We start from the raw sequence: 20118 nt of genomic DNA, 5'->3' as shown, positions 1-20118 counted from the left end.
TGTGTCCCACCTGAGCGGTTGGGCAGAGCCTCACGCACCGCAGCGTCACCCGGTCGACATCTGTGCGCAGGTCGCCACGGATGAGCGATGAGGCGCAAAGGTGCAGGTAAGTACGGCCTTCCTTGCTAGCGGGCCAGAAATTTCCGGCGTACTTTTGGTGCTGTCAAAAAGTGGAAACAGTCCAATCAAGCACCTCCGGGGGCCGGCATGGCGATCATCGACACCGAGGCGACGCTGCACGAGGCGCACCGCGACAACCACACGCACCGCGATGTCAACGGCGGCTGGCTGCGCCCCGCGGTCTTCGGCGCGATGGACGGACTGGTCTCCAACCTCGCCCTGATGACCGGTGTCGCCGGCGGGTCGGTCTCCCACCCGACGATCGTCATCACCGGGCTCGCGGGCCTGGCCGCCGGCGCCTTCTCGATGGCCGCCGGCGAGTACACCTCCGTCGCCTCGCAGCGCGAACTCGTCGAGGCCGAACTCGACGTCGAGCGGCGCGAGTTGCGCAAGCACCCCCAGGACGAGGAGCGGGAGCTCGCCGAGCTGTACGCGGCCCGTGGCGTCGAGCCCGAGCTGGCCCGCGAGGTGGCCAGGCAGCTGTCCCGCGACCCCGATCAGGCCCTGGAGATCCACGCGCGCGAGGAGCTGGGCATAGACCCCGGCGATCTGCCCTCGCCGGGCGTCGCCGCCGTGTCGAGCTTCGGCTCCTTCGCCCTCGGCGCCCTGCTCCCCGTCCTGCCGTTCCTCCTGGGCGCGACCTCGCTGTGGCCCGCCCTGCTGCTCGCGCTGATCGGGCTCTTCGCCTGTGGCGCGATCGTGGCCCGGGTGACCGCGCGGTCCTGGTGGTACAGCGGCCTGCGGCAGCTCGCGCTGGGCGGCGCCGCGGCGGGTGTGACGTACGCCCTGGGCAGCTGGTTCGGGACGGCCGTAGGATGACGCATCGAGCTCTTATGCAAGGGACTGCATAAGTAGCCGTTACCCGGCGGTTTCGAACGCTTAACCACCGGGCATGAGCCGTAAGCGCTGTGGGCAATGAGGCCTGCTCCGCATCGAGTACGGCGGGCGACGTTGCCTGCCGCGCTCCGGGCCGACGGTCATCGATCTGTCCGCTTGGGCCCCTTACCTTCACCGCCGTGCGCGGTACCCCCGCCGCGACCCCGCGGTGTCCGCATGTTGGAACGAGATATCCCGGTTCCCGAGAATCGCTCCATCATGTAACCTGCACGAAATTTTGCACTCCACCGCAGAGGGCCAACGTCGTCCCTCGGTTATTAGCTCCCCCAGAGTTCCAAAGACCTGGGAGGCGCCCCCAGCCACGACGACGACGGGAGAGCCGATGCGCACGCCGCGCCAGCCGTCCCAGCACTCCACGAATGGCCAGAACTGGTCCTTCATGGATGCTCGCCCTGCCGCGCAGGGCATGTACGACCCCCGCAACGAGCACGACGCCTGCGGCGTCGGCTTCGTGGCGACCCTCACCGGTGAGGCGAGCCACGCGCTGGTCGAGCAGGCGCTCACGGTGCTGCGCAATCTGGAACACCGCGGTGCCACCGGCTCCGAGCCCGACTCGGGTGACGGCGCGGGCATCCTGTCCCAGGTTCCGGACGCCTTCTTCCGCGAGGTCGCGGAGTTCGAGCTCCCCGAGGCCGGTGCGTACGCGGTCGGTATCGCCTTCCTGCCTCCGTTCGGCGTCGAAGCGGCTGTCTCACACATCGAGACGGCAGCGGCCGAGGAGGGCCTCACCGTCCTCGGCTGGCGTGACGTTCCGGTCGCCCCCGGGCTGCTCGGCGCCACCGCCCGCTCCACGATGCCCGCCTTCCGTCAGCTCTTCGTCGCGGACGGCAGCAGCCGGGGCATCGAGCTGGACCGCAAGGCATTCGTGCTGCGCAAGCGCGCCGAACGCGAGGCCGGTGTCTACTTCCCGTCCCTCTCCGCGCGCACCATCGTCTACAAGGGCATGCTGACCACCGGCCAGCTGGAGCCCTTCTTCCCGGACCTGTCCGACCGCCGCTTCGCCTCCGCGATCGCGCTCGTGCACTCCCGGTTCTCCACGAACACCTTCCCGAGCTGGCCGCTCGCCCACCCGTACCGCTTCGTCGCGCACAACGGCGAGATCAACACGGTCAAGGGCAACCGGAACTGGATGAAGGCCCGCGAGTCGCAGCTCGTCTCCGACCTGTTCGGCAGCGAGAAGCTGGACCGCATCTTCCCCGTCTGTACGCCCGACGCCTCCGACTCGGCGTCCTTCGACGAGGTCCTGGAGCTGCTGCACCTCGGCGGCCGCACCCTCCCGCACTCCGTCCTGATGATGATCCCGGAGGCGTGGGAGAACCACGACTCCATGGACCCGGCCCGCCGCGCCTTCTACCAGTTCCACGCCACGATGATGGAGCCCTGGGACGGCCCGGCCTGTGTCACCTTCACCGACGGCACCCAGGTCGGCGCGGTCCTCGACCGCAACGGCCTGCGCCCCGGCCGCTACTGGGTCACCGACGACGGCCTCGTCGTCCTCGGCTCCGAGGTCGGCGTCCTCGACATCGACCCCGCGAAGGTCGTCCGCAAGGGCCGCCTGCAGCCCGGCCGGATGTTCCTCGTGGACACCGCCGAGCACCGCATCATCGAGGACGACGAGATCAAGGCCGGTCTCGCCACCGACATGCCCTACGCGGAATGGCTGGAAGCCGGCGAGATCGAGCTCTCCGACCTGCCCGAGCGCGAGCACATCGTGCACACCCACGCCTCGGTCACCCGCCGCCAGCAGACCTTCGGCTACACCGAGGAAGAGCTGCGCATCATCGTCGCGCCGATGGCCAAGGCCGGTGCGGAGCCCATCGGTTCGATGGGCACGGACACGCCGATCGCCGCCCTCTCGCAGCGCCCGCGTCTCCTCTTCGACTACTTCACCCAGCTGTTCGCGCAGGTCACCAACCCGCCGCTGGACGCGATCCGCGAGGAACTCGTCACCTCCCTGCGCTCCTCCCTCGGCCCGCAGGGCAACCTGCTGGAGCCCACCGCCGCTTCGTGCCGCTCGGTCACCCTGCCCTTCCCGGTGATCGACAACGACGAGCTGGCCAAGCTCATCCACATCAACGCCGACGGCGACATGCCCGGCATGAAGGCCGCGACGCTGTCCGGCCTGTACCGGGTCTCCGGCGGCGGCGACTCGCTCGCCGCGCGCCTGGAGGAGATCTGCACGGAGGCCGACGCCGCCATAGAGAACGGCGCGCGGCTGATCGTCCTCTCCGACCGGCACTCGGACGCCGAGCACGCGCCGATCCCCTCGCTGCTGCTCACCGCGGCCGTCCACCACCACCTGATCCGCACCAAGCAGCGCACCCAGGTCGGCCTGCTCGTCGAGGCGGGCGACGTCCGCGAGGTCCACCACGTGGCCCTCCTGATCGGCTTCGGCGCCGCGGCCGTCAACCCGTACCTGGCGATGGAGTCCGTCGAGGACCTCGTCCGCGCGGGCACGTTCCTCGAGGGCATCGAGGCCGAGCAGGCCATCCGCAACCTGATCTACGCCCTCGGCAAGGGCGTCCTGAAGGTCATGTCCAAGATGGGCATCTCGACGGTCGCCTCCTACCGCGGCGCCCAGGTCTTCGAGGCCGTCGGCCTGGACGAGGCTTTCGTCGAGAAGTACTTCAGCGGTACGGCGACGAAGATCGGCGGCGCCGGTCTCGACGTCATCGCCAAGGAGGTCGCCGCCCGCCACGCCAAGGCGTACCCCGCCTCCGGCATCGCGCCCGCGCACCGCGCGCTCGACATCGGCGGCGAGTACCAGTGGCGCCGCGAGGGCGAGCCGCACCTGTTCGACCCCGAGACGGTCTTCCGCCTCCAGCACTCGACGCGCACCGGCAGCTACGACATCTTCAAGAAGTACACGAACCGGGTGAACGAGCAGTCCGAGCGCCTGATGACGCTCCGCGGCCTGTTCGGCTTCAAGTCGGACCGGCAGCCGATCTCCGTCGACGAGGTCGAGCCGGTCAGCGAGATCGTCAAGCGCTTCTCCACCGGCGCCATGTCGTACGGCTCCATCTCCAAGGAGGCGCACGAGACCCTCGCCATCGCCATGAACCAGCTGGGCGGCAAGTCCAACACCGGTGAAGGCGGCGAGGACGCGGACCGTCTCTACGACCCCGCGCGCCGTTCGTCGATCAAGCAGGTCGCCTCCGGCCGCTTCGGTGTGACGAGCGAGTACCTCGTCAACGCGGACGACATCCAGATCAAGATGGCCCAGGGCGCCAAGCCCGGCGAGGGCGGCCAGCTGCCCGGCCACAAGGTCTACCCCTGGGTCGCCAAGACCCGGCACAGCACCCCAGGCGTGGGCCTCATCTCCCCGCCGCCGCACCACGACATCTACTCCATCGAGGACCTGGCCCAGCTGATCCACGACCTGAAGAACGCGAACCCGCAGGCGCGGATTCACGTGAAGCTGGTCTCCGAGGTCGGCGTCGGCACGGTCGCCGCGGGTGTCTCCAAGGCACACGCGGACGTGGTGCTCATCTCCGGACACGACGGCGGTACGGGCGCTTCCCCCCTCACTTCTCTGAAGCACGCGGGCGGTCCCTGGGAGCTCGGCCTCGCCGAGACCCAGCAGACCCTGCTGCTCAACGGCCTGCGCGACCGCATCGTCGTGCAGACCGACGGCCAGCTGAAGACCGGCCGTGACGTGGTCATCGCCGCGCTGCTCGGCGCCGAGGAGTTCGGTTTCGCGACCGCGCCGCTCGTCGTCTCCGGCTGCGTCATGATGCGCGTCTGCCACCTCGACACCTGCCCGGTCGGCATCGCCACGCAGAACCCGGTGCTGCGCGAGCGGTTCGCCGGCAAGGCCGAGTACATCGTGAACTTCTTCAAGTTCATCGCCGAAGAGGTCCGCGAGATCCTCGCCGAGCTGGGCTTCCGCACCATCGAGGAGGCCGTCGGCCACGCCGAGAGCCTCGACGTCACCCGCGCCGTCGACCACTGGAAGGCGCAGGGCCTGGACCTGACCCCGCTCTTCTACGTGCCGGAGCTGCCCGAGGGCACGCCCCTGCACCAGGTCATCCAGCAGGACCACGGCCTGGAGAAGGCGCTCGACAACGAGCTGATCAAGCTGGCGGGCGACGCGCTGGCCGCGAACTCCGCGACCGACGCCCAGCCGGTCCGCGCCCAGGTCGCCATCCGCAACATCAACCGCACGGTCGGCACCATGCTCGGCCACGAGGTGACCAAGAAGTTCGGTGGCGCGGGCCTGCCCGACGACACCATCGACATCACCTTCACCGGCTCCGCGGGACAGTCCTTCGGCGCCTTCCTGCCGCGCGGTGTCACGCTGCGCCTGGAGGGCGACGCCAACGACTACGTCGGCAAGGGCCTCTCCGGCGGCCGGGTGATCGTCCGTCCCGACCGGAGCGCCGACCACCTCGCCGAGTTCTCCACGATCGCGGGCAACACCATCGCGTACGGCGCGACGGGCGGCGAGCTGTTCCTGCGCGGCCGCACCGGCGAGCGCTTCTGCGTCCGCAACTCCGGCGCGACCGTCGTCGCCGAGGGTGTGGGCGACCACGGCTGCGAGTACATGACCGGCGGCCACGCGGTCGTCCTCGGCGAGACGGGACGCAACTTCGCGGCCGGCATGTCCGGCGGCATCGCGTACGTCATCGACCTGGACCCCGACAACGTGAACGTCGGCAACGCGGGCGCCGTCGAGGCTCTCGACGACACCGACAAGCAGTGGCTGCACGACGTGGTGCGCCGGCACGCCGAGGAGAGCGGCTCGACGGTCGCCGAGAAGCTCCTCGCCGAGTGGTCCGTGTCCGTGGACCGCTTCAGCAAGATCATCCCCAGCACGTACAAGGCAGTGCTCGCCGCCAAGGACGCCGCCGAGCGAGCCGGTCTCACCGAGACCGAGATCACCGAGAAGATGATGGAGGCGGCGACCAATGGCTGATCCCAAGGGCTTTCTCAACCTCGGCCGCGAGGTCGCCCCGACCCGTCCCGTCGAGGAGCGCCTCAAGGACTGGAACGAGGTCTACGTCCCGGGCTCGCTGCTGCCCATCATCAGCAAGCAGGCCAGCCGCTGCATGGACTGCGGTATCCCGTTCTGCCACAACGGCTGTCCGCTGGGGAACCTGATCCCCGAGTGGAACGACTACGCCTACCGCGAGGACTGGTCCGCCGCCTCCGAGCGCCTGCACGCCACGAACAACTTCCCGGAGTTCACGGGCCGGCTGTGCCCCGCTCCCTGCGAGTCGGCGTGTGTCCTCGGCATCAACCAGCCCGCCGTGACCATCAAGAACGTCGAGGTCTCGATCATCGACAAGGCGTGGGACACCGGCGACGTCGCCGCGCAGGCCCCCGAGCGCCTCAGCGGCAAGACGGTCGCGGTCGTCGGCTCCGGCCCGGCCGGTCTCGCCGCCGCCCAGCAACTGACCCGGGCCGGTCACACGGTCGCGGTGTACGAGCGCGCCGACCGCGTCGGCGGCCTCCTGCGCTACGGCATCCCCGAGTTCAAGATGGAGAAGCGGCACATCAACCGCCGTATCGAGCAGATGCGCGCGGAGGGCACCCGGTTCCGTACGGGCATCGAGATCGGCCGCGACCTCAAGGCGACGGACCTGCGCAAGCGGTACGACGCCGTGGTCGTCGCCGCCGGCGCCACCACCGCCCGTGATCTCCCCGTCCCCGGGCGGGAGTTGACCGGCATCTACCAGGCGATGGAGTACCTGCCCCTGTCCAACAAGGTCCAGGAGGGCGACTTCGTGGCGCCTCCGATCACGGCCGAGGGCAAGCACGTCGTCGTCATCGGCGGCGGTGACACGGGCGCGGACTGCGTGGGCACGGCCCACCGCCAGGGCGCCGCCTCCGTCACCCAGCTGGAGATCATGCCCCGCCCGGGCGACGAGCGGCACCCCGGCCAGCCCTGGCCGACGTTCCCGATGCTCTACAAGGTCACCTCCGCGCACGAGGAGGGCGGCGAGCGGGTCTACTCCGTCAACACCACCCACTTCGAGGGCGACGAGGACGGCAACGTCCAGTGGCTGCACCTCGTCGAGGTCGAGTTCGTCGACGGCAAGCTGACCCAGAAGCCCGGCACGGAGCGCAGGATCCCCGCGCAGCTCGTGACGCTGGCCATGGGCTTCACCGGCACGGACGTGGAGAACGGCCTGGTCTCGCAGTTCGGCCTGGGGCTCGACGAGCGCGGCAACATCGCCCGCGACGGCGACTTCCAGACCAACGTCCCCGGCGTCTTCGTCGCCGGCGACGCGGGCCGCGGTCAGTCGCTCATCGTCTGGGCCATCGCGGAGGGCCGCTCGGCCGCCCGTGGTGTGGACCGCTTCCTGACCGGCGCGAGCGACCTGCCGGCGCCGATCCGCCCGACCGACCGTGCGCTGATGGTCTGACGCTCCGCCCCCACAGACGTCCCGTACAAAGGCGTACGGAACTGAACGCGGCGCCTGCCTAGTCCCCGACCGGACCTGGGTGGGCGCCGTGGTGCGTCCGCCTCCGGCGGGTTCGCGGGTGACCGCCGGACGGGCGGTGGAACCCGCCGGGTGCCGAGGGCTGAGGGGCTATCGCACCTCGTAGGGCTCGCCGTAGACCTGCCACTTCAGGGGCGGGTCCAGGTCGAGGTTGCCCTCGTTGAGGAAGCGGCGCTGGGCGGTGTCGATGCGGGTGGTGTCGTGGTGGTCGGGGGACGCCTTCATGGCGCTGCGGCGGGTGTCGAGGAAGCGGCCGAGGTACGTCTTCTCGTCGCCGCCCTCGGCCGGGGTGTCCGCCTCGGCCATCGCGCGGGCCCGCAGCCCGTGGAAGCTGCCGGGGCCGGTGCCGGGGCCGTGCATGACCATCGCGTCGTAGTAGATGAACTGGCCGAGCGTGCCGAGGCCGTCGAGCTTGGCGAGGCGGACCGCGGGGTCGAAGTACACGCGGTCCCGCTCGCCGTCCTGGGCCTCGCGGAAGGCGGCGACCTTGGCCTCCGCCCGCCAGGCCGCCGTGAAACCGGGGTCCAGTCCCTGATGCGAGTCCGAGCCGTCGACCGCGCGCAGGGCGGGGAGATAGCGGGCGAGCCCGTTGCCCGGGTGGTCCGCGGTGTAGCGCTCGACCAGGACGAGCAGGTCGTGGGTGCCGGTGCAGAAGCCGATGATGCCCGCGGTGTAGCCCCGGCCGTCGTCGATGTCCTCGATGTAGCCGTACTGCCCGCGCCAGTCGAGCGTGGCGTTCTCGGCGCTCGCCACGAGCTTCTGGGCCAGCTCCTTCTTGTCCGGGGCGGCGAGACCCTTGTCCGGGTCGGCGGGAGGGCTCGGCGGGTCGGTGGGCCGCTCGCTGTCGGCAGGCTTCCCGCTCGGCGCCGAGGTGTCGGGCGGGGCCTGCCGCGACGCGGTCACCCCGCCCCCGGCGTCATCCGTCACCGTGTGCTCGGACGGGGTGGCGAACCAGGCCGCCGCGGCCAGGAGCGGGACGGCGGCGAACAACAGGCCGACGGCTCGTTTCATGGGGCACAGGGTACGGCGGCGGCGCCCGGACGACGGATCGGCCCGCGGCGGGCGTGGGGGCCGGGCGTGGGGCTCGGGTTCGAGTGCCAGGTGCGAGTGCCGTGTGTGAGCGCGCCGCGCGTGAGCGCCGGGCCGCGACGGGGACCCGGAGGCGCGGAGGCATGGGTGTGCGGGGGCATGTGGCGGGGCGGGGGCGGGCGAGCCCGGGTCTGCGGGGGCGCGGGTGCCCGGGCGTGCGCGTCTGCGAGCGTGCGGGTGCCGGGTGCCGGGTGCCGGGTGCCGGGTGCCGGGTGCGCGGGTGCGCGGGTGCGCGGGTGCGCCGGTGACGTAATCTCGCCTTCCGTCACGCGCTTGCGTGACCGCACGCACGCACGCACGCCGCACGCACGTCACCGCACCCCACCGCATCGCGAAGGAGAGCCCGTATGGCCGGGACCGGTCTCGCCCGCACGGCGGGCAGCGTCCAGTGACCCGGCTGCTCCCCGCCGCCGTACGGGCGGCCGTGCCCTGGAAGAACGGCGGCGGTGTCACCCGCGAGATCGCGGCCTGGCCGCCGGGCGCGGACATGGCCGGCTTCGACTGGCGGGTCAGCCTCGCCGAGGTCGGTGCGGACGGACCGTTCTCCGCGTTCCCCGACGTCGACCGGACCCTCACCCTCGCCGAGGGAGCGGGCATGGATCTGACGGTGGACGGCGCGTCCCGGCTGGTCGACACGCGTGACGTCCCCCAGGACTTCCGCGGTGACGTGCCGACCGACTGCCGGCTGCTCGACGGCCCGGTGGTCAACCTCAACGTCATGTGGCGCCGGGGCGGCGGCCGTTCGGCCCCGCACGTCGCGGTCGTACGCGGCCGGCTGCTCCTGGCCGCCGCGCCCGCCCTGGTCGTCGCGCTCGACGGGGGCACCGAGGTGGCCGGGGTGACCCTCGGTCGCTACGACGCGGCCCTGCTGAGCGGCACGGACACCGTCCTGCACGCCAGGGGCCGTACCGCCGTCGTCGGTTTCACCCCCGCCTGACTGAGGCCGGGACACCACGCCGAGGCCGAGGCGGTTGCCTGCCTGGCTCCGGCCAAATGGCCTGTTTGCAGGACCCGTTGGCTTCGAAGGGACCTCGTGACACCCTGGGGCGATCCGAGGGGGGAGCGGGGTCATGGTCGCGGAAGAGATCAAAACCGGCCGGGGTACGGGGACTTCGCGGGCCGGCAGGCCCGCGGACGCCGGCAAGGGCGAGCGGGTGGCGGACTGGGCGGACGGCCGTCTTGGCCTCTATCCGCAGGCCAAGTTCCTGATGCGCAAGGCGTTCCCGGACCACTGGTCCTTCATGCTGGGCGAGGTCTGCCTCTACAGCTTCATCATCCTGATCCTCACCGGTGTCTACCTCACCCTGTTCTTCGAGCCCAGCGGAGCCGAGGTCGTCTACCACGGCACGTACGAGCCGCTGAACGGCGTCATCATGACCCGCGCGTACGAGTCGACGCTCGACATCAGCTTCGAGGTGCGCGGCGGTCTGCTCATCCGGCAGATCCACCACTGGGCGGCGCTGATCTTCCTCGCCGGGATGCTGGTGCACATGATGCGGGTCTTCTTCACCGGCGCGTTCCGCAAGCCCCGTGAGGTCAACTGGCTGTTCGGCTGGACCATGTTCATGCTCGCGCTCATCACCGGACTGACCGGCTACTCGCTCCCCGACGATCTGCTGTCCGGCACCGGCATCCGGTTCGCCCAGGGCGCCATCCTGTCCATACCGGTCGTGGGCACGTACCTCTCCTTCTTCCTCTTCGGCGGAGAGTTCCCGGGGCACGACATCATCTCGCGCCTCTACCCGATGCACGTCCTGGTGCTGCCCGGGGTGATCCTCGGTCTGGTGGTGGCCCATCTCGTGCTCGTCATCTACCACAAGCACACCCAGTACCCGGGCCCCGGCCGCGACGAGAAGTCCGTCGTCGGCATGCCGTTCATGCCGGTCTACATGGCCAAGGCGGGCGGCTTCTTCTTCCTCGTCTTCGGCGTGCTGTCGATGATGGGCGCGGTCGCGACGATCAACCCCGTGTGGGCCTTCGGCCCCTACCGGGCCGACCTGGTGACCACCGGCGCCCAGCCCGACTGGTACCTCGGCTTCTCCGAGGGACTGATCCGGGTGATGCCGGGATGGGAGATCAACGCCTGGGGCCACACCCTGCAGTTGGGCGTCTTCATTCCCTTCATGCTCTTCCCGCTCGTCCTGATGGCCATCGGCGTCTACCCGTTCGTCGAGGCCTGGATCACCGGCGACAAACGCGAGCACCACATCCTGGACCGCCCGCGCAACGTGCCCACCCGCACCGCGCTGGGCGTCGCCTTCCTGACGCTGTACGCGGTCCTGCTGGTCGGCGGCGGCAACGACCTGTGGGCCACCCACTTCCATCTCTCGATCAACTCGATCACCTGGTTCGTGCGGATCGGCTCCTTCCTCGGGCCGGTGCTCGCCTTCGTCGTCACGAAACGCATCTGCCTGGGGCTGCAGCGCCGCGACCGCGACAAGGTGCTGCACGGACGGGAGACGGGCACCATCAAGCGGCTCCCGCACGGCGAGTACGTCGAGGTGCACGAACCCCTCTCGCAGGCGCAGCGGTTCACGCTCACCCAGCACGAGCAGGCGCCGCCGTACGAGGTGGGCCCGCTGGTGGACGCGAACGGCGTCACGCGCCGCGTCGCCCCCTCCCGACGGCTGCGCGCCCGGCTCGCCCGCGCCCTGTACGGGCCGGGCACGCGGATCGAGAAGCCGACGGTGGAGGAGTACCGCGAGGTCACGAGCGGCGAGCACCACCACTGAGGACTTCGGCCCGGCACTGGGACGGGGTGCCCCACGCCGTGCGCAGCGCGCGGGCCTTGGTCAGCCAGAGCGAGAGGTCGTACTCGGCGGTGTAGCCGATCGCGCCGTGCAGTTGCAGCGCGGTCCGCGCCGTGGCGTACGCCCCCTCGCAGGCCGTGACCTTGGCGGCGGCGAGGTCCGCGGGGGCCAGGGTGAGAGCCGCGCCGAACACCATCGGGTGCGCGAACTCCAGGGCGATCTTCGCGTCGGCCAGCCGGTGCTTGACGGCCTGGAACGAGCCGACGGGCACCCCGAACTGCGTCCGCTGCCGCACGTAGGAGACCGTCCGGTCGAGCAGCGCAAGACCGACACCGAGGGCCTGCGCGGCGGTGGCGAGCCGGGCCCAGGCGAGTGCCTCGGCGGCGGCACGGGTGACCTGGGGCCCGGTGGCGAGGACCTTCCCGCCGGGCAGGGGGCGGGTGAGCCGGCGCGCGGGGTCGAGGGAGGGGCGCGGGGCGGGGGTGAGGGAACCACGCGGGGTGGGGCCGGGGGAGTCGTGCGGGGCGGGTGCGGGGGCCGGGGGCCGGGTCAGGTGCAGGGCGGTGTCCTCGCCGGTGCCGCGTACGGTCAGCTGCACCTCCGCCGTGTCCCCGTCCAGCACATACGGGCTCCCGCCCGGCAGGGCCACCGTCGCCGCTGTCCCGCCCGAGGCGAGCGCCGGCAGCAGCCGCTTCGCGGGTTCCGACTCCTCGAGACCGGCCAACAGGACGCAGGCGGCGACCGTCTCCACCAGCGGTCCCGGAACCGCGTGCCGCCCCAACTCCACGAAAGCCAGGGCGAGTTCGACAGGCAGCGGCCCCACTCCCTCGTACGCCTCGGGCACGGCCAGCGCGAAGACGCCGGCGTCGGCGAGGCGGGACCACACCGCACGGCCGGGTGCGTGGTCGCCCCCGCTCCAGGCGCGCACGGCCGCGGGAGTGTCCGCGGCCGTCAGCATGGCGTCCAGCGAACGGGCGAACGCGCGCTGCTCGGTGTCGAGGAGGAAGCGCATCAGCGGCGGCCCTTCGGCAGGCCGAGCAGACGCTCGGCGATGATGTCGCGCTGGATCTCGTTGGTGCCCGCGTAGATGGGCCCGGCGAGCGAGAAGACGTACCCCTCGGACCAGTCGGTGTCGGCCAACTCGCCCTCGGGGCCCAGGAGATCGAGCGCCGTCTCGTGCAGCGCGATGTCGTACTCGGACCAGAACACCTTGTTCAGGCTGGACTCGGGACCGATGGTCTCGCCCGCGGCGAAGCGGGACGCGTTGGCGTAGGTGAACAGCTGGTAGGCGCGGGCGCCGATCACCGCGTCGGCGACCCGGTCGCGCAGCGCCGTGTCCGCGGTGTCCGTAGGGCCGGACGCCTGCGGTTGGGGCGCGTCGGCCACCTGGTCGCGCAATGCGGTCTCCGAGGTGTCCGTAGGGGCGGACGCCTGTGATTGGGGCGAGGCCACCTGGTCGCGCAGCGCCGTGTCCGCGGTGTCCGTAGGGCCGGACGCCTGCGATTGGGGCGAGGCCACCTGGTCGCGCAACGCGGTCTCCGAGGTGTCCGTAGGGCCGGACGCCTGGACGTGGGTGCGCCACAGCTCGGTCAGCCGGTCGGCGGCGGCGAGGAAGCGGCCGGGCGAGCGGAGTGTCAGACCGCGTTCATTGCCCGCGGTGGACATGGCGACCCGCCAGCCCCCGCCGGGCTCGCCGATCACGTCCTCGTCCGGCACGAAGACCTCGTCCAGGAACAGTTCGGCGAAGGCGGGCTTCCCGTCGAGGCGGCCGATCGGGCGGACGGTCACGCCGGGCGCCCGCAGGTCGAACATCAGATACGTCAGGCCCTGATGGGGCTTCGGGGTGTCCGGGTCGCTGCGGAAAAGACCGAAGGCCCGGTCCGCGAACGCGGCCCGCGACGACCACGTCTTCTGCCCGCTCAGCAGCCAGCCCCCGTCCGTGCGGACCGCGCGGGAGGTGAGCGACGCCAGGTCGGAGCCCGCCTCCGGCTCGGACCAGGCCTGCGCCCACACCACCTCGCCGGACGCCATGGGGGGCAGGATCCGGGCGCGCTGCTCGCGTGTGCCGTGGTCGAAGAGCGTGGGGGCGAGGAGGCTGATGCCGTTCTGGCTGACCCGGCCAGGGGCGCCCGCCGCGTAGTACTCCTCCTCGAAGACCAGCCAGCGGACGATGTCCGCGTCCCGCCCGCCGTACTCCGCCGGCCACGACACCACCGACCAGCGGTCCGTGGCCAGTTCGGCCTCCCACCGGCGGTGCGCCGCGAAGCCCTCCGCCGTCTCCAGGGAGGGCAGCGGGACGGACGGCACATGATCGGCGAGCCAGGCCCGGGCCTCGGCGCGGAACGCCTCGTCGGCGGGGGAGTGCGTGAGATCCATCGACGGCACCTTCCGGTGGCGGGCCTCGGCGGCAACCTTCCCTAACAAGTGTTTGGTAGGTTAGCGTGGCGTCATGAGCGACGTCGAGAGTCCGGCGTACGTACCCGGGCACGGGCTGCTGAAGGGGCGCACCGCCGTCATCACGGCCGCCGCGGGCGCCGGCATCGGCGGCGCCACGGCCCGCAAGTTCCTGGAGGAGGGCGCCCGCGTCGTGCTCGGCGACGCCCACGCCCGCCGGCTCAAGGAGAGCGCGGACGCCCTCGCCGAGGAGTTCGGCGCGGCAAATGTCGCCTCCCTGCCCTGCGACGTGACGGACGAGGAGCAGGTCGGCGCCCTGTTCGCCCACGCGGACGGCCTCCACGGCGGCCTGGACATCGTCGTCAACAACGCGGGCCTCGGCGGGACTTCGGCGCTCGTCGACATGACGGACGACCAGTGGTCGAAGGTCCTGGACGTGACCTTGAACGGCACCTTCCGCTGCACCCGTGCCGCACTGCGGTTGCTCAGGCGGCACGGGCGGGGCGGCGTCGTCGTCAACAACGCCTCGGTCGTCGGCTGGCGCGCCCAGGCCGGGCAGGCGCACTACGCGGCCGCCAAGGCCGGAGTCATGGCCCTCACCCGGTGCGCGGCCGTCGAAGCCGCGGCCTACGGGGTGCGGGTCAACGCCGTCTCCCCGAGCCTCGCCATGCACCCGCACCTGGTGAAGGTCACCACCCCCGAGCTGCTGGAGGAGCTCACCGCCCGGGAGGCCTTCGGGCGGTACGCGGAGCCGTGGGAGGTGGCCAACGTCATCGTGTTCCTGGCGTCGTCCTACTCCTCGTACATGACGGGTGAGGTCGTCTCCGTCAGCAGCCGGCATGCGTAGGCCCTGTCGGCACATTCCCGTCTGCCCCGCGACGACAGGGCCTGGGCCCGGGGACCGAAGGACCACAATGGCTGCGTGCCTACCAAGAAGAAGCCCCAGGTGACCGCCTCACCCGAGCGGCGCCGTGAACTCCTCGGCACCGCCGCCGAGGTCTTCGCCGAGCAGGGCTACAACGCCACCACCGTGCGCAAGATCGCCGACCACGCCGGAATGCTCGCGGGCAGCCTCTACTACCACTTCGACTCCAAGGAATCGATGCTGGAGGAGATCCTGCGGACGTTCCTCGACGAGCTGTGGGACGGCTACGACACCGTCCTGGACGCCGAACTGGGCCCCCGGGAAACGCTGGAGGCCCTGGTCACCGAGTCCTTCCGGGAGATCGACCGGCACCGCGCCGCCGTCGCGATCTACCAGAAGGAGTCCAAGCACCTCGCCGCGCAGGAGCGGTTCGCCTTTCTCGCCGAGTCGCAGCGCAACTTCGAGAAGGCGTGGCTGAGCACGCTGGAGCGCGGCGTCGACGCCCAGGTCTTCCGGGCCGACCTGGACATCCGGCTCACCTACCGCTTCGTGCGCGACACCGTCTGGGTCGCCGCGTCCTGGTACCGGCCCGGCGGACAGCACAGCCCCGAGGAGATCGCCCGGCAGTACCTGTCGATGGTGCTCGACGGGATCTCCCTACGCGACACCTGACCCCGGAAGGGACACCGCCATGGCCGAGGCCTACATCGTCGAAGCGGTCCGCACACCCGTCGGACGGCGCGGAGGAGGGCTCGCGGGGGTGCACCCGGCGGACCTGGGCGCCCACGTCCTCGTGGCCCTGGTCGAGCGGTCCGGAGTGGATCCGGCCGCCGTCGAGGACGTCGTCTTCGGGTGTCTGGACGCGGTGGGGCCGCAGGCCGGGGACATCGCCCGCACCTGCTGGCTGGCGGCCGGACTGCCCGAGGAGGTGCCGGGTGTCACCGTCGACCGGCAGTGCGGATCCTCCCAGCAGGCCGTGCACTTCGCGGCCCAGGCGGTCCTGTCCGGCACCCAGGACCTGGTGGTCGCGGGCGGCGTGCAGAACATGTCCCAGATACCCATCGCCTTCGCCTCCCGCCAGGCCGCCGAACCGCTCGGCCTCACCGAGGGCCCCTTCGCCGGCAGCGCGGGCTGGCGGGCCCGCTACGGCGACCGGCCCGTCAACCAGTTCCACGGCGCCGAGCTGATCGCCGCCAAGTGGGGCATCAGCCGCCGCGATCAGGAGGAGTTCGCGCTCCGCTCCCACCAGCGGGCGATCCACGCCATCGACGAGGGCCGCTTCGCCCGCGAGACGGTGGCGTACGGGGAGGTCACGGTCGACGAGGGTCCGCGCCGGGACACCTCGCCGGAGAAGATGGCCGGCCTGAAACCGGTCGTCGAGGGCGGTACCATCACCGCCGCCTGCTCCTCGCAGGTCTCCGACGGCGCCGCCGCGATGCTGCTCGCCTCCGAGCGCGCGGTCCGGGAACACGGGCTGACGCCCCGGGCCCGCGTCCACCACCTCTCCGTACGCGGCGAGGACCCCATCCGCATGCTCTCGGCCCCCATCCCGGCCACCGCGTACGCCCTGAAGAAGACCGGCATGTCCCTCGAGGACATCGACCTCGTGGAGATCAACGAAGCCTTCGCGCCCGTCGTCCTCGCCTGGCTCAAGGAGACCGGAGCGGACCCCGCCAAGGTCAACGTCAACGGCGGCGCGATCGCCCTCGGCCACCCCCTCGGCGCCACCGGCGTCAAGCTGATGACCACACTCCTGCACGAACTGGAGCGCACGGGCGGCCACTTCGGCCTCCAGACCATGTGCGAGGGCGGCGGCCAGGCGAACGTGACGATCATCGAACGCCTCTGAACGGCCCGGCCGACGGGCCCAGCCGACGCCTCCGGGCGCCGATGCCCTCGGCGCCCGTAGGCCGCCGTACGTTGCTTCCGCGCTTCCGCGCTTCCGCGCTTCCGCGCTTCCGGAGTTCCGCGCTTCCGGAGTTCCGCGCTTCCGGACTTCCGCGCTTCCGCGCTTCCGGGCCTCCGCTCCTCCGTGCCTTCGGACTTCCGCGCCTCCGGATTTCGGCCGCCGGCCGTCAGGAAGCGACCGGCCCGCGTGGGTCCCGCAGCGCCGGTGCGGAAAGGGCGGCGAGCGTCTCGTGCGCCTGCGCCATCACGCGCTCGACCAGCTCCGCGCACGAGGGCAGGTCCTCGATCACGCCCGCGACCTGGCCCGACGCCATGACACCCAGATCCGTACGGCCGTCCACCATCGAGGACTTGAGGAGCATGGGGGTGTTGGCGGTGAGCAGGACCTGGCTCCAGGTCAGGTCTCTGCCGTGCTTCATGGCGAGGCCGTCGCGGACCATCCGCGGCCAGGAGAGCCCGGAGGTCCTGCGGAGGACGGCGGCCCGCCGGACCGCCTGGACGAGCGCCCTCGTACGGCCGGACCGCTCCAGGGAGTCGACCAGATCGGAACGGAGCATGCGGTGCGGGAGTCCGTCGACGGCCGTCGTGACCGTGATGTCCTTGACCGTCGCGGCCAGATACCGGGCCTTCACGGCATCCGGGACCGTCGAGTCCGACGTCAGCAGGAACCGCGTGCCCATCGCGACGCCCGCCGCGCCGTACGCGAGCGCGGCCACCAGACCCCGCCCGTCGTGAAAACCGCCGGCCGCCACCACGGGTATGTCCACCGCGTCCACCACCTGCGGCAGCAGCACGGTCGTCGCCACTTCGCCGGTGTGGCCGCCGCCCTCGCCGCCCTGCACGATCACCGCGTCGGCGCCCCAGGCCGCGACCTTCTCCGCGTGCCGGCGCGCCCCGGCCGACGGGATGACGACCACCCCCGCCGCCTTCAGCTCGGCGATCAGCTCGCGCGACGGGGCCAGGGCGAAGGAAGCGACGCGCACGCCCTCGTCGACGATGATCCGGACCCGGTCGCCCGCGTCCCCCGCGTCCGCGCGCAGATTCACCCCGAACGGCGCGTCCGTACGGGACTTGACCTCCCGCACCGCGTCCCGCAGCTGGTCGAGAGTCATCGTCGCGGAGGCCAGGATGCCGAGCGCGCCCGCGTTCGCCGTGGCGGAGACCAGGCGCGGCCCGGACACCCAGCCCATCCCGGTCTGTACGAGAGGGTGGCGGACCCCGACGAGCCGGGTGAGGGCGGTCTCCATCACCGCCCCGCCTCCGGGGTGCCGAGCGGGCGGGGGCCGGCGACCTCGCGGCTGCGCGTGTCCTTCGGGTCGATGACCACGCGGATCAACTCCAGCTCCTCAGCGGTCGGTTCCCTGGTGTACGGCACGTCCGGCGGGATGTGCAGGTCGAAGCCCGTCGCCTCCCGCACCTGGCCGACCGTGACCCCGGGGTGCAGGGAGGCGAGGCGCATCGCGTGGCCGGGGCCGGTGAAGTCGAAGACGCCGAGGTCGGACACCACCCGCGGGAGGTGGTGGAAGCGGGTGGCGCTCGGGCCCGCGGCGGCGGCACGGTCGTACCCCACACCGCACACCATGTCGACCTTCTCGACGAAGACCCGCCGGGAATGCCGCGGGACCCAGTAACTGGTCGGGTTGTTGAGGGTGTTGACCGGCGCGCCGCGGACCCCGAGCAGTTGGCGCGCGGGCCGGGCCCAGTCGCCGATGCACGCGATGTTCTGATTGCCGAAGCGGTCGATCTGGCTCGCGCCCATCATCACGTGCCGCCGGCCGCCGGTCACCATCGTCAGATGCTGTCGGTACGGCAGCCAGCCCTCCGGGGTGCCGTCGAGGCCGACGAGCAGCGCCTCGCCGTCGGTCAGCAGCAGGTCGGGGGAGAAGGTGCGCTTGGCGAGGCGGGCGCCGACGGACGGGATCAGGCCCATGGGGCTGGCGAGCACCTCCCCGTTGTCCCGCCAGGCCTCGGCGCAGGCGATCACGCAGTACTCGGCCCGGGTCACGGGTGGTTGCTCGGCTCCGGTGGCGGTCACCGCTGCTCCTTCTGCCAGGCCTGGACGGCGCGCTGGTACTCCTGTTCGTCGCCGCCGAGGAACCGCTCGGCGAACTCGGCGTACGGCGTCGTGGCGTACAGCTTCTGGAAGGCCTCGTCGCGTCCGTGGTCGGGGGCGCAGGAGGTGAAGTGCGCGCCGCTGGGCGCCTCGACGACGCCCGTCACGCTCGACCGCTTGAGCAGCAGCGTCTGCGGCGCGGCCTCCTTGGTCAGCTCGGCGGTGTCCACGATCCGCTCGCAGGACACGTAGGCCGCGTCGGCCGCCTCGCAGAACAGGTCGTCGAAGTACGGGTCGGGGCCCAGATACTGGCCGTTGCCGAGGCGGTCCGCGCGGTTCATGTGGACCAGGGCGGCGTCCAGGCGCAGGGCCGGCATGGCGACGAACTCCTCGCGCACCCCCGAGACCTCGTCGGCGTAGGGCGAAGTGACCGTCCGCAGGCCGGGGTTGACCCGCATCACGTCCGAGCCGATCCCGGCCCGCACCGGCAGGAAGGGCAGCCGGTTCGCGGCCGCGTGCAGCCCCCACATGAACATCGCCTCGTCGACCTCCGTCAGCTCGAAGGCGCCCCGCTCGCGCGCCGCGCGGTAGTGCGGTTCGAGCGGGATCGAGTCGAGGGTCGCGAAGGCGGTCACCAGCTTCCGGATCCGTCCGGCGGCGGCGAGCAGGCCCACGTCCGGACCGCCGTACGAGACGACGGTCAGATCGGTGATCTCGGACCGGAGCACCGCTCTGACCAGGGCCATCGGCTTGCGGCGCGAGCCCCAGCCGCCGATGCCGAGCGTCATCCCGCTCTCCAGGCGGCTGATGGCCTCCTCGGCCGACATGGTCTTGTCGCTCACTGAGCGGCCTCCTTGCCGAAGGTGTCGCGGACGCGGTCGGCCACCCCGCTGAGATTGGCCTCGAAGGTGAAGCCCTGCTCGAAGCGGTAGCTACGGCGTACGTCGACGGGGTCGATGCCGTTGATCGCGGCCTTGGCGAGCCGGAGGAGACGGCCGTCCTTCGCGGCGATCTCGCGGGCCAGCTCCAGGGCCGCCTCGCGCAGTTCACCGCGCGGAACGACCTTCCACACCGAGCCGTGCGCGTGCAGCTCGGCCGCGGTCGCGGTGCGCGAGGTGTAGTACAGGACGCGCATCAGGTGCTGGGGGACCAGCCGGGCCAGATGCGTGGCCGCGCCGAGCGCCCCGCGGTCCAGCTCGGGCAGCCCGAACGTCGCGTCGTCGCTCGCCACGATCGCGTCCGCGTTGCCCACGAGGCCTATTCCGCCGCCCAGACAGAAGCCCTGGACCGCCGCCACCACCGGGACCTCGCACTCGTACACCGCCGCGAACGCCTCGAAGCAGCCGCGGTTGGCGCCGATCAGCGCGCCATGACCGGTGGTGTCGCGCTGCATCTCCTTGATGTCCACGCCCGCGTTGAAACCGCGTCCCTCGGCGGTCAGCACCACGCAGCGGGTGCCGGGGTCGCGGCCCGCCGCGCGGACGGCGTCGGCCAGGTCGAACCAGCCGCGCACCGGCAGTGCGTTCACCGGCGGGAAGTCGGCCGTGACGACGGAAATCCCCTTTTCCGGGGACGAGGTGGAGACACCCATGGGCA

14 protein-coding genes and 2 pseudogenes are annotated in these 20118 nt (G+C 71.6%); 8 read left to right on the top strand and 8 right to left on the bottom strand.

The window, feature by feature from the left end:
* Positions 1–207: 207 nt before the first annotated feature.
* From ACFVYF_RS01560 to ACFVYF_RS01550, 3 genes are all read left to right on the top strand, one after another.
* A complete protein-coding gene (locus tag ACFVYF_RS01560) occupies positions 208–939 on the top strand; it encodes a VIT1/CCC1 transporter family protein (protein ID WP_389449074.1) in 732 nt (243 codons plus the stop codon).
* A gap of 400 nt (positions 940–1339) precedes the next feature.
* Complete coding sequence (gene gltB, locus ACFVYF_RS01555) at positions 1340–5932, top strand: glutamate synthase large subunit (RefSeq protein ID WP_389449071.1); 4593 nt, start codon at positions 1340–1342, stop codon at positions 5930–5932.
* Positions 5925–7385: a glutamate synthase subunit beta gene (locus tag ACFVYF_RS01550; RefSeq protein WP_389449068.1), complete on the top strand. Its 1461-nt coding sequence runs from the start codon at positions 5925–5927 to the stop codon at positions 7383–7385. The genes gltB and ACFVYF_RS01550 overlap by 8 nt, the downstream gene beginning before the upstream one ends.
* Before the next feature lie 168 nt (positions 7386–7553).
* On the opposite strand, the gene ACFVYF_RS01545 is transcribed toward ACFVYF_RS01550, so the two are convergent.
* Positions 7554–8474 carry a chitosanase gene (locus tag ACFVYF_RS01545; protein WP_389449065.1) on the bottom strand — a complete coding sequence of 307 codons (921 nt, stop codon included), beginning with the start codon at positions 8472–8474 and terminating at the stop codon, positions 7554–7556.
* Between the two features lie 466 nt (positions 8475–8940).
* Here ACFVYF_RS01545 and ACFVYF_RS01540 point away from each other — a divergent pair, with 466 nt between their 5' ends.
* Both ACFVYF_RS01540 and ACFVYF_RS01535 read left to right on the top strand, forming a co-directional pair.
* A complete protein-coding gene (locus ACFVYF_RS01540) occupies positions 8941–9489 on the top strand; it encodes a HutD family protein (RefSeq protein ID WP_389450590.1) in 549 nt (182 codons plus the stop codon).
* A gap of 133 nt (positions 9490–9622) precedes the next feature.
* Positions 9623–11284: a cytochrome bc complex cytochrome b subunit gene (locus ACFVYF_RS01535; protein ID WP_389449062.1), complete on the top strand. Its 1662-nt coding sequence runs from the start codon at positions 9623–9625 to the stop codon at positions 11282–11284.
* Here ACFVYF_RS01535 and ACFVYF_RS01530 read toward each other — a convergent pair.
* The 3 genes and pseudogenes from ACFVYF_RS01530 to ACFVYF_RS01520 all read right to left on the bottom strand — a co-directional run.
* Positions 11259–12314, bottom strand: a complete 1056-nt coding sequence (locus ACFVYF_RS01530; protein WP_389449059.1) for an acyl-CoA dehydrogenase family protein — start codon at positions 12312–12314, stop codon at positions 11259–11261. The genes ACFVYF_RS01535 and ACFVYF_RS01530 overlap by 26 nt on opposite strands.
* Positions 12314–12697, bottom strand: a pseudogene (locus ACFVYF_RS01525) (acyl-CoA dehydrogenase family protein); the annotation flags it as partial. The pseudogene ACFVYF_RS01525 and the gene ACFVYF_RS01530, both read right to left, overlap by 1 nt.
* A gap of 180 nt (positions 12698–12877) precedes the next feature.
* Positions 12878–13678 (bottom strand): annotated as a pseudogene (locus ACFVYF_RS01520) (acyl-CoA dehydrogenase family protein); the annotation flags it as partial.
* 73 nt (positions 13679–13751) lie between these two features.
* Between ACFVYF_RS01520 and ACFVYF_RS01515 the strand changes: the two are divergent.
* The 3 genes from ACFVYF_RS01515 (at position 13752) to ACFVYF_RS01505 (ending at position 16410) form a co-directional block, all read left to right on the top strand.
* Positions 13752–14543, top strand: coding sequence for an SDR family oxidoreductase (locus ACFVYF_RS01515; protein ID WP_389449056.1), 792 nt, complete (start codon positions 13752–13754; stop codon positions 14541–14543).
* A gap of 75 nt (positions 14544–14618) precedes the next feature.
* Positions 14619–15233, top strand: coding sequence for a TetR/AcrR family transcriptional regulator (locus ACFVYF_RS01510; protein WP_389449053.1), 615 nt, complete (start codon positions 14619–14621; stop codon positions 15231–15233).
* Between the two features lie 19 nt (positions 15234–15252).
* Positions 15253–16410: an acetyl-CoA C-acetyltransferase gene (locus tag ACFVYF_RS01505; RefSeq protein ID WP_389449050.1), complete on the top strand. Its 1158-nt coding sequence runs from the start codon at positions 15253–15255 to the stop codon at positions 16408–16410.
* Between the two features lie 226 nt (positions 16411–16636).
* Here the strand turns inward: ACFVYF_RS01505 and ACFVYF_RS01500 are convergent, their stop codons facing one another.
* Genes ACFVYF_RS01500 through ACFVYF_RS01485 form a run of 4 tightly spaced genes read right to left on the bottom strand, consistent with a single transcriptional unit; the run spans position 16637 to position 20113 of the window.
* Positions 16637–17716 (bottom strand): NAD(P)H-dependent flavin oxidoreductase, encoded by a 1080-nt coding sequence (locus ACFVYF_RS01500; RefSeq protein ID WP_389450587.1) that lies wholly within the window; start codon positions 17714–17716, stop codon positions 16637–16639.
* Entirely contained in the window at positions 17716–18504 is a 789-nt protein-coding gene (locus tag ACFVYF_RS01495; protein WP_389449047.1) for a CoA-transferase subunit beta, read from the bottom strand. The genes ACFVYF_RS01500 and ACFVYF_RS01495 overlap by 1 nt, the downstream gene beginning before the upstream one ends.
* Positions 18501–19364 (bottom strand): CoA transferase subunit A, encoded by an 864-nt coding sequence (locus ACFVYF_RS01490; RefSeq protein WP_389449044.1) that lies wholly within the window; start codon positions 19362–19364, stop codon positions 18501–18503. The genes ACFVYF_RS01495 and ACFVYF_RS01490 overlap by 4 nt, the downstream gene beginning before the upstream one ends.
* The gene (locus tag ACFVYF_RS01485; protein ID WP_389449041.1) at positions 19361–20113 is read right to left on the bottom strand and encodes an enoyl-CoA hydratase family protein; all 753 of its coding nucleotides are present in this window, start codon (positions 20111–20113) and stop codon (positions 19361–19363) included. The genes ACFVYF_RS01490 and ACFVYF_RS01485 overlap by 4 nt, the downstream gene beginning before the upstream one ends.
* Positions 20114–20118 lie beyond the last annotated feature (5 nt).

The organism is Streptomyces sp. NPDC058274 (assembly GCF_042881375.1).
Classification (GTDB): Bacteria; Actinomycetota; Actinomycetes; order Streptomycetales; family Streptomycetaceae; genus Streptomyces.
This window is presented reverse-complemented; position numbering and strand designations above follow the sequence as displayed.

What these genes read in the sequence shown, in the direction of transcription:
- ACFVYF_RS01560 (WP_389449074.1), top strand. Translation starts at nt 208, where the DNA reads ATGGCGATCATCGACACCGAGGCGACGCTGCACGAGGCGCACCGCGAC.
- gltB (WP_389449071.1), top strand. Translation starts at nt 1,340, where the DNA reads ATGCGCACGCCGCGCCAGCCGTCCCAGCACTCCACGAATGGCCAGAAC.
- ACFVYF_RS01550 (WP_389449068.1), top strand. Translation starts at nt 5,925, where the DNA reads ATGGCTGATCCCAAGGGCTTTCTCAACCTCGGCCGCGAGGTCGCCCCG.
- ACFVYF_RS01545 (WP_389449065.1), bottom strand. Translation starts at nt 8,474, where the DNA reads ATGAAACGAGCCGTCGGCCTGTTGTTCGCCGCCGTCCCGCTCCTGGCC.
- ACFVYF_RS01535 (WP_389449062.1), top strand. Translation starts at nt 9,623, where the DNA reads ATGGTCGCGGAAGAGATCAAAACCGGCCGGGGTACGGGGACTTCGCGG.
- ACFVYF_RS01530 (WP_389449059.1), bottom strand. Translation starts at nt 12,314, where the DNA reads ATGCGCTTCCTCCTCGACACCGAGCAGCGCGCGTTCGCCCGTTCGCTG.
- ACFVYF_RS01515 (WP_389449056.1), top strand. Translation starts at nt 13,752, where the DNA reads ATGAGCGACGTCGAGAGTCCGGCGTACGTACCCGGGCACGGGCTGCTG.
- ACFVYF_RS01505 (WP_389449050.1), top strand. Translation starts at nt 15,253, where the DNA reads ATGGCCGAGGCCTACATCGTCGAAGCGGTCCGCACACCCGTCGGACGG.
- ACFVYF_RS01500 (WP_389450587.1), bottom strand. Translation starts at nt 17,716, where the DNA reads ATGGAGACCGCCCTCACCCGGCTCGTCGGGGTCCGCCACCCTCTCGTA.
- ACFVYF_RS01485 (WP_389449041.1), bottom strand. Translation starts at nt 20,113, where the DNA reads ATGGGTGTCTCCACCTCGTCCCCGGAAAAGGGGATTTCCGTCGTCACG.